Source organism: Vibrio sp. R-1, from assembly GCF_035615595.1.
Taxonomy (GTDB): Bacteria; Pseudomonadota; Gammaproteobacteria; order Enterobacterales; family Vibrionaceae; genus Vibrio; species Vibrio cholerae.
In genome coordinates this window covers 20,463-37,093 of sequence record NZ_WPDC01000035.1, presented here as the reverse complement: position 1 = coordinate 37,093, position 16,631 = coordinate 20,463, and the positions used below count along the sequence as shown (strand labels likewise).

The 16,631-nt window shown below is 47.7% G+C and carries 10 protein-coding genes; 4 read left to right on the top strand and 6 right to left on the bottom strand.

Annotated features, from left to right (window positions below):
* Window positions 1–35 precede the first annotated feature (35 nt).
* The 4 genes from chiS to hemL form a co-directional block, all read right to left on the bottom strand.
* Window positions 36–3,569, bottom strand: coding sequence for a two-component system sensor histidine kinase ChiS (chiS, locus tag GOU96_RS09680; RefSeq protein WP_001892049.1), 3,534 nt, complete (start codon window positions 3,567–3,569; stop codon window positions 36–38).
* Between the two features lie 63 nt (window positions 3,570–3,632).
* Window positions 3,633–4,655: a 16S rRNA (guanine(1207)-N(2))-methyltransferase RsmC gene (gene rsmC / locus GOU96_RS09675; protein ID WP_001183372.1), complete on the bottom strand. Its 1,023-nt coding sequence runs from the start codon at window positions 4,653–4,655 to the stop codon at window positions 3,633–3,635.
* Window positions 4,656–4,727: 72 nt separating this feature from the next.
* Entirely contained in the window at window positions 4,728–5,813 is a 1,086-nt protein-coding gene (locus tag GOU96_RS09670) for an AI-2E family transporter (protein ID WP_001290813.1), read from the bottom strand.
* 253 nt (window positions 5,814–6,066) lie between these two features.
* The gene (gene hemL, locus GOU96_RS09665) at window positions 6,067–7,365 is read right to left on the bottom strand and encodes a glutamate-1-semialdehyde 2,1-aminomutase (RefSeq protein ID WP_042989812.1); all 1,299 of its coding nucleotides are present in this window, start codon (window positions 7,363–7,365) and stop codon (window positions 6,067–6,069) included.
* A gap of 283 nt (window positions 7,366–7,648) precedes the next feature.
* On the opposite strand from hemL, the gene erpA reads away from it, so the two are divergent.
* From erpA to vexF, 3 genes are all read left to right on the top strand, one after another.
* Entirely contained in the window at window positions 7,649–7,990 is a 342-nt protein-coding gene (erpA, locus tag GOU96_RS09660) for an iron-sulfur cluster insertion protein ErpA (RefSeq protein ID WP_000005741.1), read from the top strand.
* A gap of 97 nt (window positions 7,991–8,087) precedes the next feature.
* Window positions 8,088–9,188, top strand: a complete 1,101-nt coding sequence (vexE, locus tag GOU96_RS09655; RefSeq protein WP_267782144.1) for a multidrug efflux RND transporter periplasmic adaptor subunit VexE — start codon at window positions 8,088–8,090, stop codon at window positions 9,186–9,188.
* 10 nt (window positions 9,189–9,198) lie between these two features.
* Window positions 9,199–12,318, top strand: a complete 3,120-nt coding sequence (gene vexF / locus GOU96_RS09650) for a multidrug efflux RND transporter permease subunit VexF (RefSeq protein ID WP_267782142.1) — start codon at window positions 9,199–9,201, stop codon at window positions 12,316–12,318.
* Between the two features lie 83 nt (window positions 12,319–12,401).
* On the opposite strand, the gene GOU96_RS09645 is transcribed toward vexF, so the two are convergent.
* Complete coding sequence (locus tag GOU96_RS09645) at window positions 12,402–13,703, bottom strand: peptidoglycan DD-metalloendopeptidase family protein (protein WP_267782140.1); 1,302 nt, start codon at window positions 13,701–13,703, stop codon at window positions 12,402–12,404.
* Window positions 13,704–13,833: 130 nt separating this feature from the next.
* On the opposite strand from GOU96_RS09645, the gene tyrS reads away from it, so the two are divergent.
* Window positions 13,834–15,021, top strand: coding sequence for a tyrosine--tRNA ligase (tyrS, locus tag GOU96_RS09640; RefSeq protein WP_267782138.1), 1,188 nt, complete (start codon window positions 13,834–13,836; stop codon window positions 15,019–15,021).
* 68 nt (window positions 15,022–15,089) lie between these two features.
* On the opposite strand, the gene dacB is transcribed toward tyrS, so the two are convergent.
* Window positions 15,090–16,535, bottom strand: coding sequence for a serine-type D-Ala-D-Ala carboxypeptidase (gene dacB, locus GOU96_RS09635; RefSeq protein ID WP_162809207.1), 1,446 nt, complete (start codon window positions 16,533–16,535; stop codon window positions 15,090–15,092).
* Window positions 16,536–16,631 lie beyond the last annotated feature (96 nt).

Genomic DNA, 16,631 nt, shown 5'->3' with positions numbered 1-16,631 from the left:
CTGCGGTGGTTTTTATGGCTCGCTTGCGGATTGCTTTATTCACTGGTCAGGAGTTTTTGCAATTTATCGCGCTGCATTTCGATGTGAGTGCGTTCAGGGCCTGCTTCTTTGCAATGCTCAAGAATATAGTCGAGCGAGTTCAGTACAGTTCGCCAACGCGGTGTTTTAGGCAGTGTCTCAATTCGTAGGTATTTGTCTAGGGTGCGAGTTTGTAGGGTGCTGCGGTCAAGATAAACGCGCCACAAGCCACTTTGTTCGGCAAACGTGAACTTGCTTTGCCCTGAGACTCGTTCCCAATAGTTCAAGGCACTGGTCATGGCTTCGACTAACACGGCACGCATCAAATCTTGTTTCGATTGATACTCGCCCGAGGCTTTATCTGCAAGACGAGTAAACTCACCACCCAGTTCCTTGAGTTTTTGCAGCTTGTCTTTATCGCCTTCGAAGGCATAGCTAGACAGAGCTTCTACCGCGGTTTCGAGGTTATGAATCCGCGCGGCATTGACGCTGCCGCCGACATTAAAAATGTACATCGCTTGTAAGCCAGAACCTTGCGGCAAGCGAAGGACATCGGCAGAGAGGTGCTGGCGCACATCATCGACGTAAACATCAATATTGCCGCAGTAATGCTCTTGCTCAATATTCAAGAATTTAGGTGCAATCAGTTCTTCGGCGTTGGAGCGTTTGAGCTGCTCAGGGGTACGTCTAAATAAACGTGCTGCCGCTTCGTTAGCAAAACGTACTTTATTGCCCTCTTTAACGCACAAAATCGCTTCTGGCGCAGATTCTAACTGTTCCAATAATCGGCCTTGGGTTTCCAATAGGCTCGCTTCTACCATAGCGCGATGTTTCAACTCTTTTTGCAGTTGGGCATTCTCAATGCGGCGCAGTTCGGCTTTGCTCGCCGTGAGGTGAGCGACAATGCGCGCGGCCAGCTCTTGTTTGTTGAATGGTTTGGATAAGTAGTCATTGGCTCCAGCTTCAAACCCTCGTACCCGGTCATCAGATTGGTTGAGAGCCGTCAGCATAATAATAGGCAGTTCAGCGTGGTCGTAAGTTTGTCGAAGTTTTTCACACACTTGATAACCGCTCATGCCTGGCATCATGATGTCGAGTAATACCAGTTCAGGTTTTTCACGTTTAATTGCTTCAAGTACTTGATGGCCATCTTGCGCGGTATGTACGCGATAACCTTCAAGACGTAAAAAGCTGTCCAGCACACGCAGGTTGACTGGTTCATCATCGGCGACCAACAGAAGTGGGCCATGTTCATTTTCGGGTAAGTTGCTTTGTTCGGGCAGTTCAGTATCCAACACTTCCGGTGCTTGGAAGTGGGGGAGCTCGGTCAAGCGCGCTTGAGCAATCTCTTCTTCGCTCGCCAGAGGCAGCGTGAAGCTAAAGGTAGTGCCAACCATCGGCTGACTACTTACGTAGAGAGTGCCGTGCATCAATTCGATTAACTGACGACTGATGGAAAGCCCGAGTCCTGCGCCTTGACGATAGCGACTCGCATCATGGCCCGCTTGAATCAATGGCTCAAAGATGTGCTCCAGTTGTTCTGCCGGAATCCCTTGACCTGTATCCACCACCTGCACTCGCACTTTATCGTCAATATAGGTTGCGGAGATAACAATTTTGCCTTCGGAAGTGTACTTAATGGCATTGCCGATCAAGTTATACAGGACTTGCTCTAAGCGTTGAGGATCCGCAGAAACCCAGACCGGTTGTTCTGAGACTTGATTAATAATGCGCAGCGTTTTCTTGCCAAGTAAATGGTGAGAAAGCTCCAAGACTAAGCGCGTAGCGCTCGATAAATCAACGGCACACCTTTGAATATCCAGCGCGCCATAGCGCATTTTGTGGTAATCGAGTAGATCATCAACCAGAGTCGCTAAGCGCTGCCCACTGCTGATAATGATGTCGAGTTGATACTTGTGCGCTGCTGAAATCGGGCCATTTGCCCCCGAGATCAGGGCTTCGGCAATACCAATCATGCCATGCAATGGGGTGCGTAATTCATGTGATGTGGTCGCGAGGAACTCATCTTTTAGCTTATTCGCTAGCTGTAACTCATCGTTTTGCTTACGAATGATCAGTAAATTGCTTTCTAACTCTTTATTTTGCGATTTGATCAGCGATATTTTTTCGCGAATGGAACGCTGCATACGCTCAAAACTTACCGCCAAGCGACCAATTTCATCTTTGCGTTCGGTATTGATCATGGCTTCATCAAGATCGCCTGCCGAAACACGTTCGGCTGCCCATGTCAGCTTCAAAAGCGGTGAGGTAATGAAATTGGAAAGGTAATGCGAGGCGATGACCACTAAGACGATGGCCGTCAACATCGCAAAAACAAACAGTTTCTCTAACTGACGAACGCGAGCAAACGCTTCTTTCTCTGGCAGTTCAACCACCAGAGCCCAATGGATATTTTTCAAATTGATCGGTGCGTAGGCCGCGATGATCTGTTCACCATCGGTATTGGTGTAAGTGCCTACGGCGCGTTTGCCCGATAAGGCTAAATCGACCACAGCTTTACTTTTTTCAACCGCAATTTCGGCGGAAGTTAAGGTTCTTGAGCGGTGATCTTGTCCCACCAAAATGGTTTGCATCGAAGGATTGCTACTGCCTTCTGCGATGAGTTTGGTGATCGCGTTACTTGGCAAGCGGAACATCGCGTAACTATGCAAGTAGCCTTGCTGAATAATCGGTGCGCCAAGCCAAGCGTATTGTTTGCCATCCTCTTGCACGAAATCAGAAATCACGACAGGGGTGAAATCTTCGTTGGTTTTGCGCTGTTCATTGACCGTTTGTTCTAAACGCTTGAAGGTATGGCCTAGATTGGTGTCTTGGTATTTGCCCGTTAATAAGTTGGTGCCAAAATTGTCGTATTTATAAATCGAATAAACGACGTTGCCATCAATATCGACCAATAAAATGTCATCAAAGTCCGACCGTTTCAGCAGTTCTAAGTAAGCCCAGTGGTAGCGTTTATGCAGCAGTCGATAGCGTTCACTGCCCACGTAGCTGCTTGATTGGGGGAGCACCGAGGTTTTTATTTGGTCACCCGATCCGGTGATATAGCGCTGCTGAGCATGTTCACGAGCCGCTTCAATACTGACGTCTAAACGCTGGAAAGCATTCACCAGACCATAAAAACGCCCGCCACTGGCATAAGCCAGCTCGGAGCGAACAAAACCCATCACTTCCGACTCTTTGGCCATCATGTAGTCGATGACCTGTTGCTGTTTATTATCCCGAACAGAAACGAGGTAAGAGGTACTCTGCTGCTCCAGATCTTTACTGTGTGAATGTAGGAAAAACAACGCAGTAATGGTCAAAGGAATAATGCTGAGGGCCAAAAATGCAGCCATCAAGGTATTTTGCAGGCGTTTGAATTTTTGTTTTCGATAGAACCTAAACATAATTAAGGTGTTACTTTCGGTGAAACTCTGCGGCGATCGCCAAGCATGAGTGGGTGATAGACAAGAAAAACCTAAAGTAACGAAATTAACGAGTTTTTTTACTTTGACAAGTAAGTCCAAGCTAAAGCGTGGGCATAGACGCAAAAAACGTGAGGAGAATGCCGCTTTTGAGGCTGATTTACGTTAAAAGCGGCAAAATGTAACGAGTTATTTTTTTGCGTGATAGATGGCAAATTTATTGGTTTTAGCGGCGATATCGCAGTGACCAAACGCTTGCTCAAGAATTGGCGGATATTTCAAAAAGCTGTTTGCCACCACCCAGATCGAGCCTCCCGAAGCAAGATGATCTACAGATTCGGCAAGAAGACGCTCTGTGGCGCTATAGCTGGTCTCCAATCCCGAATGGAATGGTGGATTGGTCACAATATAGTCGTAGTGATGCCCGGTGTCGGAAAACATATCGGATGGATAAACGTGGCCGTGCAGTTGGTTAGCCACTAGGGTTTCTTGGCTAGAGCGAATCGCCAGAGCGCTGATGTCTGTCATCTCTAACTCAATATGAGGGTTGAGTTTTGCCATCACACAGCCCAAAACACCGGCACCACAGCCAATATCGATTACCTTACCACTCAGGGGGGGTAAGGTATCGAGCAGTAAGCGACTTCCCAGATCAAATTCGCCATGGCTAAAAACTCCCGGTAAGCTGCGGATCGTCAGCTCATGACCTTGATAGTCTACCGCGTAAGATTTAAACCATTGCTCAATATCAAAAGCGGCTGGAGTATGAACACAGTGTCCCCAATAAAATGAGCAGCGGCGTGCAGAGTCGTATTTGTGGATTGGGCCATAAGCGGCGAACATTTTTTCAATGCTCTTCACCCCAGAGCGGTTTTCACCGACCACCACAATTTCAGTGCCTGTACCGAGCTTTGCCAGCAGCATCGCGAGTAAGTATTCCGCTTCTTGCTTGGCTTTAGGCCAGTAAAGCAAAATCAGGTCAGCATTGAGATCTGCTGTTAATTGCTCGCCAAAGTAGCGAGTAATCTCAGGGTAAGCTTTGAGCTGCGAATAGTAGCCGTAGTGCGTGGTAAACACCGAAACGGAAGCGCAATGTTGACGAAGTTCGATAGGAAAACGATCTTCAACTTCGCCCGCGACCAGTACATGCTTATCAGCAAAATAGTCGAGTTGACGAAGGGCGATTTCACTCGGGGCAGTATAAGGTTGCATGACACGCTCTACTCAAGAAAAGGGGGCAGATTTTCGCACACTCTGCCCCTTGAATGAAACCCTAACTTGGACTTAGCTTCGGTCTTGCTGATCTAAAAAGCTGCGAAACTCTTCTTCGTAGATATTAAACAGCACCATGGTGATGGCAAAAATCAGCGGGCCATAAATTAAGCCAATTAAACCAAACAACTGAATACCGCCGAGCAGGGAGAAGAAAATCATCAAGGTATTCATCCCTGCACTGCCTTGCATTAAGAAGGGGCGGAGTAAGTTATCAATCGAGCCCACAACCGCAACACTCCAAATGGCGAGGAAAATCGCCCAAGTCGTATCACCGGTTAAAAATAGATAGAGTGTCGCAGGGATCCAAATTAACGCGGTACCGACGACGGGGATAAAGGACGCAAAGCCCATCATGGTTCCCCAAAACAGTCCCGGGAAACCCGCCAGCCACATGCCAATTCCGCCCGCCACACCTTGCGCGATGGCGGTTAAAAAAGAGCCCATCACCGCTGATTTGGAGACATTTTCTATCTCGCTGAGCAGGCGATCTTCTTGGCTGCGAGAGAGGGGCAGAATATGGCGAATCGCACTGATGATTTTGTCGTGATCGCGCAGTAGGAAGAACAGCACAAACAGCATCAGGAAAAAATGCATCACGAAGCTGGTGGCATCCCCGAGAATTTTTGCGCTAATACTGACTAAATTACTGCCGAATGTGGTTGCAAACTGACCAATGCGTTGGGCGATTTGTTGGGGGCTGATCTCTTCAAAAGGCAGATAGTGATTGGCTAAGCTGAGCCCTTTGACCACCCAAGGATGGTTAAAGAGAGCCTGAATTCCGCCTTGTGTAACCCATGCGTAGAGGTTTTGTGAGAACTTAGAGCCTTGTTGAACGATGGCCCCAAAAATAAACAGTAGGGGAATAACGATGATAACGGTTAGCACAACACAAGATAAAAAGGCCGCTAAATTGTTGTGTGAAGGCAGTTTCTTTTCAAACCAATCATGGATTGGAAACATCAAGAGCGAAATGATGAAGGCCATTATTATCGAGTTGATGTAAGGCTCGACTAACCAGTAACACGCGAGTGCAGAAGCGAGCAGCGCCACAACTAATACGCGATGACTGGATGCTAATTTGATTTTTTCTGACACAGGAGTTGTCCACCTAAAGGAATTTGAAGCGTTATAATGACGCCAATTCAGCTGCTTAGCAATCTGGAGGTCGAGATGGGCTGTTGTGATAAAAATGAATGTTGTGACAAGAAAGCGAAACGCAGACCGATTCCGTGGTTTGGCGTAGTGATTTGCGCTCTCGTGCTACTGAGTCTCTATTATTGGCAATAGATCTTCACTCAATGAAAAAGGCAGCCGAGGCTGCCTTCGCAAATTGGTGACCCACAGTAGATTAAGCTTTCGCTTCCGATGCCAAAATCGCAAAGCTACGATCTGCGGCTTCCAACGTGGCTTCAATCTCTTTTGAACCGTGCGCCAGTGAGGTAAAGCTTGCTTCAAAGGCAGAGGGGGCGAGATAAACGCCGTGTTGCAGCATCAGATGGAAGAAACGTTTGAAACGCTCTACATCGCAACGGGCGACATCTTCATAGCAAGTCACTGTCTCTTGTTCGGTAAAGAAGAAACCGAACATGCCGCCAACTTGGTGTACTAAAAGTGGAATACCATGTTGATCGGCCAGAGATTTAAAGCCATCAGCCAGTTGCTTGGTTTTCGCGGCTAAGCGCTTTTCATTGCCTTCTTCACGCAGTAGATTCAGACAGGCATAGCCCGCTGCCATCGCGATTGGGTTGCCTGATAGTGTACCAGCTTGGTAAACCGGGCCTGTTGGCGCAATGTATTGCATCACTTCACGGCGACCACCAAAAGCGCCGACTGGCATACCGCCACCGATCACTTTACCAAGTGTCGTCAAATCGGGTTTGATGTTGTAGTGCGCTTGAGCGCCGCCCAATGCGACACGAAAACCAGTCATCACTTCATCGAAAATCAGTAGTGCGCCTTCTTGGTCACAAATTTCACGCAGCCCTTCGTGGAAGCCTTCCACTGGTGGGATACAGTTCATATTGCCAGCCACGGGCTCAACGATAATGCAGGCGATTTCACCTTGATTGGCCGCAAACAGCTCACGCACTGAGTCTAGATCGTTAAAACGAGCAGTTAAGGTGTGCTTGGCAAAATCAGCAGGAACGCCGGGTGAACTCGGTTGGCCTAGAGTCAAAGCCCCAGATCCCGCTTTAACGAGTAAGCTGTCAGCATGACCATGGTAACAGCCTTCAAACTTGATGATTTTGTCACGGCCTGTATAACCACGCGCAAGACGAATCGCACTCATCGTCGCTTCAGTGCCCGAGTTCACCATCCGCAATTGTTCCATTGAAGGAACGAGCTCAGACACCAACTCTGCCATGGTAATTTCCATCTCGGTGGGTGCACCGAAACTTAAACCGCGTTGTGCTGCTTGAATCACCGCTTCACGAATTACCGCATGGTTGTGGCCGAGAATCATTGGTCCCCATGATCCCACGTAGTCAATGTATGCTTTACCATCGGCATCAAAAATCAGCGCGCCATCGGCACGATCAATGAAAATCGGTGAACCACCCACTCCGTTAAAGGCTCGAACAGGAGAGTTAACTCCACCCGGAATCGTGGTTTGCGCCTTTTGATACAACTCGGCTGATTTGGTCATGCTAGTTTCCTCTTATGATGAATCGGACCAATTTTGGGGCGCATTGTACGCCTATGCTCCAGTGGGTGAAATGTTTTCGCTACATTTTGATCGATTTTCCCTATCTGCATCCGCAAAATAGCGAGCAAGAAAGCGAATTTATCCGCCAAGTTGATTCGGATTAAGGCTAATACTTGAACGGCCAACTCAGGTATTAGATAATCGCCGCCATTATCATTATTAGATCGGCAGCACATCGGGTTTTGCGGTGTTGTTGTATTTTCCACGACTGAGAGAGGTCATCGTGAGCGAAGTTAATGTTCCATTATCCTTTTCTGATGCGGCAGCAAAACGTGTTAAAGCGTTGATCGCAGAGGAAGAAAATCCATCGTTAATGTTGCGTGTTTACATCACTGGTGGTGGTTGTAGCGGCTTCCAATATGGCTTTACTTTCGATGAAACCGTCAACGAAGGTGACACCAAAATTGAGAATAGCGGCGTCATTTTGGTGGTTGATCCTATGAGTCTGCAATATTTGATCGGCGGAGTGGTCGATTATACCGAAGGTCTCGAAGGCTCAAGATTCTTCGTTAACAACCCCAATGCAACGACCACGTGTGGTTGCGGCGCATCATTTAGCGTCTAATCCTGAGATCTTTCAGGAAAATAAGGCCAGTCGATAAACTCGATTGGCCGACGCTGCGTATTAGGATGTCACGCAGCGATAACAATAAGGAATAGTTATGTTTCCGCTCAAAACTTCTTCACGTCAAGCGCGCGACTACTTTCTGCATCAACCTTGGTTGATTTCTTTTGCCTTCATTATTCTGTTAGCACTCTGGTTAGGCTTAGGCGATTCCAACGCCGAAGAGCCGCAAACGGCGACGGAAATACAAGTCCCTTTAGCCAAAGTTGGTTATCAAACGTTTAGCGCAACTCAAACCGATAAAGTTATCGAGCTGTACGGACGCACTGCGCCGGATCGGCAGGCTAAAATTGGCGCTGAAATTGCTGGGCGGATCGCCGAGGTGAAGATTGCGAAAGGGCAAATGGTCACCAAAAACCAGATAATCGCCTTGATTGATAAAGGCGATCTGGATGCCCAGTTAGAGCGAGCGAAAGCCCAGCTCAACGTGCGACAACAAGAGTTTAATGCGGCTAGTGCACTGAAAAATAAAGGCTTGCAAGGCGAAGTGGCTTTTACCAATGCTGCTGCTGCTCTCACAGATGCACAATCCTCGCTCAGTACTGTGCAACGTTTACTGGATAATACCCAAGTTCGCGCCCCCTTTGATGGTGTCGTGGAGACTTTACCTATCGAAAAAGGCGATTTTGTTGGGATTGGCGATCCGGTTGCCTCCATTATCGATCTGCACAAATTGGTGATAGAGGCTGATGTCAGTGAGCGACACATTCAACATGTACAGCTTGAACAAGCGGCGCGGATCCGCTTTATCGATGGCACGCAAACACAAGGTAAAGTCCGCTATATTTCAAGGCTCTCATCGCCTGCAACCAATACCTTTGCCATTGAAGTTGAGGTCGATAACCCACAACAAGCCATTCCTGCAGGGGTAAGCGCAGAAGTTGAGTTGAGTTTAATGACTCAAGCTGCGATCAAAATCACCCCCGCCATGCTCGCGCTCGATGAAGAAGGCAACCTTGGCGTGAAAACGTTGCAAGGTGAACACGTCAAATTTGTGCCAATCCAACTGGTGAAAGCAGAACAAGATGGTGTCTGGTTAACCGGACTTGGCGAGCAAGTGGATATTATTACCCGTGGACAAGGCTTTGTTCGCGATGGTGATAAGGTTCTCGCCACTCAACTCAGCGCAACCCACTAGGAGCCGCACCATGTTCACTCTGATTGATGCGGCGCTGTCTCGTACGCGCACCATGTTGACCTTACTGGTGTTCATTTTGGTTGCGGGTGTGGCGACTTACCTGACTATTCCCAAAGAGTCTAGCCCCGATGTCACCATTCCTATCATCTACGTTTCGGTGAGCCACCAAGGTATTTCTCCCAGTGATGCGGAAAGATTGATTGTTCGTCCTCTTGAGCAGGAAATGCGCTCAATTGAAGGGGTGAAAGAGATGACGGCCACCGCATCAGAAGGGCATGCTTCTGTTGTGCTGGAATTCAATGTAGGCGTCGATTTAGCCAAAGCGATGGCCGATGTGCGTGATGCGGTCGATTTGGCCAAACCCAAATTACCGGCGGACAGTGATGAGCCGACGGTGAATGAAGTGACGCTGGCGGCGGAACAGCCTGTTTTATCTGTTGTGCTCTACGGTACAGTACCGGAGCGAACGGCAGTTCTGATAGCCCGTCAATTACGCGATAAATTGGAAAGCTTTCGCCAGATCTTATCTGTTGATATCGCAGGGGATCGTGAAGAAATTGTGGAAATCATCGTCGATCCATTGCTTATGGAGAGCTATGGACTGGATCAAAGCGACATCTACAATCTGATTGCACTCAATAACCGAGTGGTCGCCGCCGGATTTGTTGATACTGGTTACGGCCGCTTTTCGGTCAAAGTGCCTTCCGTATTTGAATCGTTGAAGGATGTGCTAGAGCTGCCGATTAAAGTCGAGGGTAAGCAGGTTATTACGTTCGGTGATGTGGCCACAGTACGCAAATCTTTCCGTGATCCTGAGAGTTTAGCTCGCTTAGATGGTAAACCCGCCATTGTTTTGGATATCAAAAAACGTTCTGGTGAGAACATTATTGAAACCGTTGAGCTAGTCAAAGCAGTGTTAGGCGAAGCTCAAGCGCGTGACGATTGGCCTAATAATTTATTGGTGAAAACGATTTGGGATGAGTCGGAAGATGTCAAACTCATGCTCAATGATCTACAAAACAATATTCTGTCCGCCATCATTCTCGTAGTGGTGGTGATCATTGCGATTTTGGGCGTACGCACTTCGCTATTGGTTGGGGTTTCGATTCCTGGGTCTTTTTTGACTGGGTTATTGGTACTGGCCGTTTTCGGTCTGACGGTCAATATCGTTGTGCTGTTTGCTCTCATCATGGCTGTTGGCATGCTGGTGGATGGCGCAATCGTGGTGACTGAATTTGCGGATCGACGTATGCAAGAGGGAATGCATCGAAGTGAAGCCTATCGCGATGCGGCGAAACGTATGGCTTGGCCAATCACCGCCTCTACCGCGACCACGTTGGCCGCTTTTGCCCCACTGCTGTTTTGGCCAGATGTCACTGGCGAATTCATGAAATACCTTCCGCTGACCTTAATGGCGACGCTCACTGCCTCTTTAGTGATGGCGCTACTCTTTGTTCCGGTATTGGGAAGTTTGTTTGGTCGTCCGCAGAAAGTGACCCAAGCCAATCAAGCGCGGATGGTGGCGCTGCACAATGGTGATTTTTCACAAGCGACGGGGATCACCCAAGCCTATTACCACACGCTTGCCATAGCGATTCGCCACCCGATCAAAATTTTGTGCGGTGCGCTGCTGATGTCTGCGGCGATTGCGTTTGCTTATGGCAAAGCAGGGTTAGGTGCAGAGTTTTTTCCTGAAGTTGATCCGCCTTTTTTCTCGGTCAAAGTGCGCTCTTATGGCGATCTGTCGCTGAATGAAAAAGATCGTATCATGAGTGATATTGAGCAGGTGATGTTAGGCCACGATGAGTTTGAAAGTGTCTATACCCGTACGGGTGGCGATGATGAAATCGGCGTCGTACAGATAACCCCCGTTGATTGGCAATATCGTCGCAGTGTTAAAGCGATTATTGAGGAACTAGAGCAAGCCACCGATACCTTCCCAGGGGTTGAAATCGAATACAAATTTCCAGACGCAGGTCCTCCGGTTGAGCATGATTTGGAGATTGAAATTTCAGCTCGCGTTGCTGACGACCTCGATAAAGCCGCTCAGCAAGTGAGGTTATGGGCAGAGGCCAATCCGGCACTGACCAATTTAAGCGATAATGGCAGTAAGCCGGGGATTGATTGGAAAATTGATATTCGACGTGATGATGCATCACGTTTTGCTGCCGATGCTACTTTGGTGGGCAATACCGTACAGTTTGTGACAAATGGCCTCAAAATTGGCGATTATCTTCCCGATGACAGCGACGAAGAAGTCGATATTTTGGTGCGTTATCCGAGTGAATATCGCGATATTGGACGTTTTGACCAACTACGCGTAAAAACCGCGCAAGGTTTAGTGCCACTCACTAATTTTGCGCAAATTATTCCAGAGCAAAAGCAGGATACGATTCATCGGGTGGATGGTCGACGGGTGATTAGCGTGATGGCCGATCTCAAGGAAGGGTACAACCTAGCGCTAGAACTCCCAGCCATTGAACAGGCACTACGTGAGCTCAATTTACCGAGTAGTGTGGAGTTTCGTATCCGTGGTCAAAACGAGGAGCAAGAGCATTCTGCGGTTTTCCTCGAAAAAGCGTTTATGGTTGCACTCGCGGCGATGGCGATCATTTTGATCACCCAGTTCAATAGTTTCTATCAAGCCTTCCTGATTTTGACCGCGGTGATTTTCTCTACCGTAGGGGTTTTTGCTGGATTGCTGATTTTCCAAAAACCGTTTGGCATCATCATGTCTGGCATCGGAGTGATTGCTCTGGCAGGGATTGTGGTGAACAACAATATCGTATTGATTGATACCTATAATCAATTGCTTAAGCGTGGTTTGAGCCGAGAAGAAGCGATACTGCGCACGGGAGTGCAGCGTTTGCGCCCAGTGCTGCTGACGACGGTGACGACGATTTTAGGTTTGTTGCCCATGGTGCTTGAGATGAATATCGACATCATCAATCAGAAAATTGAGTTTGGAGCACCGAGTACCCAGTGGTGGTCACAGTTGGCGACGGCGGTGGCCGGAGGATTAGCCTTTGCTACGGTACTGACCTTAGTGCTTACCCCTTGTTTGCTCATGTTAGGGCGGCGTAGAAAAGGGGTAAGTGAAGACGAAGCTCCTCAAGATGCGCAGAGTTAAATATGCAATAGCGACAGAGTGAATGTTGATAAAAGTTAGGCCAGCAATTGCTGGCCTCTAACTTTTTGTACGCAACGAGATGATTATTGATTGGCATACAGCAACTGGCTGTAACGCTCAAGCTTTTCCATTCGTTGCTTCGCATTCGCAATAAAGGTCTCTTTTGCTTTGCCAGTCAGTGACTGTGCTTGTGGTAATTCAACCGTACGTGGGTTTTTGTGTATGCCATTAACCAAGAATTCATAGTGTAAGTGAGGGCCGGTAACTCGTCCTGTGCCCCCCAATGTACCAATAGTCTGGCCTTGTTTTACTCGCTCTCCGGTTTTAACTAGGCGGCGCTGTAAATGTAGGTACTTGGTAATGTAGGTATTGCTATGGCGAATGTAGACATAGTTACCATTAAATTGGTTATAGCTGGATTTCTCAACCACACCATCACCCGCAGCCCAAATCGGTGTTCCTACTGGTGCCACATAGTCAGTACCACGGTGAGCTTTAATTTGCCCGGTCACTGGATGGAGTCGGCGAGGATTAAAGTTAGAAGAGACGCGACGAAAATCGAGCGGCGAACGCAAGAAGGCCTTTTTCATGGCACGGCCATTCTGATCGTAATAGTTGCCTGTATTGTCATCCAAAATCGCAGTAAAGGTTGAACCTTGGTTGATAAAAGTGGCGGCAATAATATTACCGCGACCAATCACAGAGCCTTCGACGATTTTTTCTTGGTAGAGCAATTTGAATTGATCGCCTTCGCGAATATCGAGCGCGAAGTCGATATCCCAGCCAAACATATTGGCTAACTCAATGATCTGGTTAGCACTTAACCCTGCGGCGACACCCGCATTCCAGAAATTAGAGGTGATTTTGGCTTCGGCGTAATTGAGTTGGAAGGTGACTTCTTTCTTATCAAACTCAGAGGTAAAACCAGAATCTGAACGGGTTATCACAAAGGTTTCATAAGGGCTAATGGTGCGTTTTAATTGAACTAATTGATTATCTTTGTCAAAGCCAAATTTCAGCTCGTCTTTAGGCATTAACTTCGACAGTTGATTGTTGATATCGCTATTGCTTGAGGTCAATTCGTAGAGCACGCGTGATGAGAGCCCTGCTCGCTGGAAGAGTAAGGCGGCACTCTCACCGTTGGCAACTTGGTAGGTTTCCCAGCGCAGCATAACAGAGGGCGGAGCGATCACTTCTTCCTCTGGTGTGGAGACCAGTTGGTTATCGAGAGTGACGGGATAGTGGCGTCCTACTTCTCGCTGAGCATCCGGTTTACGTAAATCTTCAGAATTGGGCAGAAAAAAAATGGCGAAGACAATAATGGCGCTAAACGCGGTGATTAACACTCGATGCAGCCAAGGAAGACGATTGAAAAGAGAAAGCATGTTCAGTTCAAATTCATTTAATTATTAACAAAATCGCTGTCGGGTAGTCTAACTGGTTTCAAAATGCATCGCTATTCAAGTAATATGTCCCACTATCATATTTTTGCCAAATCTGTGGGAGTGAACAAGAATGGCGAGTATTGAAGCCGCTTTAGCCGAGATTAAACGTGGTGTTGAAGAGCTGATCCCCGAAGAAGAGCTCATTGCCAAGCTCAAAGAAAATCGTCCGCTACGAATTAAGTTGGGGGCGGATCCAACGGCTCCGGATATCCATCTAGGCCACACGGTAATCCTCAATAAGCTTCGTACTTTCCAGGATTTAGGTCATGACGTGACATTTTTGATTGGTGACTTTACTGGAATGGTGGGGGATCCAACAGGAAAAAACACCACACGCCCACCTTTGACGCGCGAAGATGTATTGCGTAACGCGGAAACGTACAAGCAGCAAGTGTTCAAGATCCTCGATCCTGCCAAAACCAAGATCCAATTTAACTCAGAGTGGTTGTCACAACTGGGAGCTGAAGGGATGATCCGTCTGGCTTCAAACCAGACCGTCGCTCGTATGTTAGAACGTGATGACTTTAAAAAGCGTTACAACAATGGTCAGCCGATTGCGATTCATGAGTTTATGTACCCATTGCTACAAGGCTACGACTCTGTTGCGATGGAGACGGATGTTGAGCTAGGCGGTACTGACCAGAAGTTCAACTTGCTGATGGGGCGTGAGCTACAAAAAGCCAACGGCCAAAAACCACAAGTGGTATTGATGATGCCTCTGCTGGTGGGATTGGATGGCGAGAAGAAAATGTCCAAATCAGCGCATAACTATATTGGTGTGAGCGAAGCGCCGAGCGAAATGTTCGGTAAAATCATGTCAATTTCTGATGATCTGATGTGGGGCTACTACGAGCTGCTCTCTTTCCGTCCGTTAGAAGAAGTCGCCCAATTCAAAGCAGAGGTTGCTAATGGTGCTAACCCGCGTGATATCAAGATTTTGCTAGCAAAAGAGATCATCGCTCGTTTCCATTCACAAGCCGATGCTGACGCAGCAGAACAAGAGTTTATCAACCGTTTCCAAAAAGGGGCGATGCCTGAGGAAATGCCAGAGTTTGAATTCGAGGCTGGAATCGCTATCTCCAATCTGCTTAAAGAGGCGGGACTTGTGGCTTCTACTTCTGATGCACTGCGCATGATTAAACAAGGTGCAGTGAAGCTTGATGGCGAGAAGTTAGAAGATGCGAAGCTGATTCCTGCTTGTGGTACATCGGTTTACCAAGTGGGTAAACGTAAGTTCGCTCGAGTGACCATCAAGTAAATGGTTTTCAAACCTGAGCTAAAAATAAATAAAAAGCGCCAAACGGCGCTTTTTATTTTTCAGGTAGCCTAGTTTGGCTTAGATGCCAAACGATTAAACTGAATAAGCTCTTGATAGAGCTGAGTTTCAAACTGGATGATCGGCGGCTCAACCGCCATCTCTGGATTGGGTTTGGGAGGGAAATAGTCGGTGACGAATTGAACAAACAGAGTCTTAGGGCGCTGATTTTCGTCCATCACAAAGCCCGCCATATTGTAAGTGCCATAAAGTGAACCACTTTTCGCTTTAATTTGGCCACTGATTTGCGGCGCACGCATACTGCGTCGATATTGCAAAGTGCCCGATTCTCCCGCTGAAGGCAGCATAGCAATTAAACCGAGCTCAGCTTCGTGCTGATAAAGGTAGCGAAGAGTTTCCAGCATCACTTGTGGACGCATCCGGTTATTACGTGAAAGGCCAGAGCCATCGGCGAGCTGAGTATCTTCTAATGAAATGCCCGTGCGCGAGTAAAAAATCTGTTTAATGGCTTGTGTTCCGTTGGTAAAGCTACCGGGTTGAGAGTAAAAACGGTGTCCCAAGGCTTTGGTCAAGGTATCGGCGATCAGGTTGTCGGACTCTTGCAACATGGTTTTCAGTAACATAGGCAGCGGCTGGGAGTGATGAGAAACGATTTTCTGCGCTTGTTTAGTATTGGCTTTACCGACTTTAATCTTCCCTTTGAGCTCGATGTTTAGCTGGCTGAGGAGACGATAGACCACTCGCTGGGTGTAGATCCCAGTATCTTGCACCGCAAATTTTAGTGGTAAGGGTTTCTCTCGTAGGGCTAAACAGCCATCTAGCTTATAGTGATTCTCAGGCGTTGCCGTCAGTTCTAAATCACACAGTAAACTCTCTTGTTCGCTTTGTGTCACGCTGATGGCTTGCGACTGAACATGCACAGGGTAGTGCTCTGGGACATAAACGCGCGTTTTACCTTGTGGTTCGGTATAAATAGACGCCTGAATACAGTTAGCATCGAGGTTGATGGCACTGGCTGGGGCGCTATAGCAGACGCCTAAAATATCCCATGGCCAGCCTACCGCACGCTCATATCCACTAAATACACTATTATCCAGCCACAAATCGCCCTCAATCCTGCCGCCACTTTGCGCTTTCATCGCTTTGAGCAATGTCGTTAAATCTGCGGTGGTCAGGGTGGGGTCGCCTGAAAAGCGAATGATCCAATCTTGCCCTGAATGCATTAAATCAGTGTGAAAGCGAAACTCATCACCCAGTTCTAATTTTGCGGCGAGCGCCGTCAAAATCTTCTGGGTGCTAGCGGGGGGATAGTACAGATGAGTATTGAGTTCGAGAGTGTTCTGCTGTAATGCGGCATCTTCAATCAATAGGCTATAACGTGCCCCTTGAGGAAGTTTAGTCGTTGCGGCAGTCAATGGTGTTTGTGCGTAAATCGGAGAGGCTATTAGAAAACCGCTAATAGAGAGTAACCAAACAGGTATGAAGCGAAAAAGCATAGCAATAACATCCACCAAGAAACGTTGCTGCAGTATAACTAGATAGAAAAACGCCTGCTAGTGAGCAGGCGTTTGGCGTGTGACCTGAAGTCAACA

Coding starts and splice junctions, on each gene's coding strand:
- rsmC (WP_001183372.1), bottom strand. CDS start 4,655: ATGCAACCTTATACTGCCCCGAGTGAAATCGCCCTTCGTCAACTCGAC.
- hemL (WP_042989812.1), bottom strand. CDS start 7,365: ATGACCAAATCAGCCGAGTTGTATCAAAAGGCGCAAACCACGATTCCG.
- vexE (WP_267782144.1), top strand. CDS start 8,088: ATGTTTCCGCTCAAAACTTCTTCACGTCAAGCGCGCGACTACTTTCTG.
- vexF (WP_267782142.1), top strand. CDS start 9,199: ATGTTCACTCTGATTGATGCGGCGCTGTCTCGTACGCGCACCATGTTG.
- GOU96_RS09645 (WP_267782140.1), bottom strand. CDS start 13,703: ATGCTTTCTCTTTTCAATCGTCTTCCTTGGCTGCATCGAGTGTTAATC.
- tyrS (WP_267782138.1), top strand. CDS start 13,834: ATGGCGAGTATTGAAGCCGCTTTAGCCGAGATTAAACGTGGTGTTGAA.
- dacB (WP_162809207.1), bottom strand. CDS start 16,535: ATGCTTTTTCGCTTCATACCTGTTTGGTTACTCTCTATTAGCGGTTTT.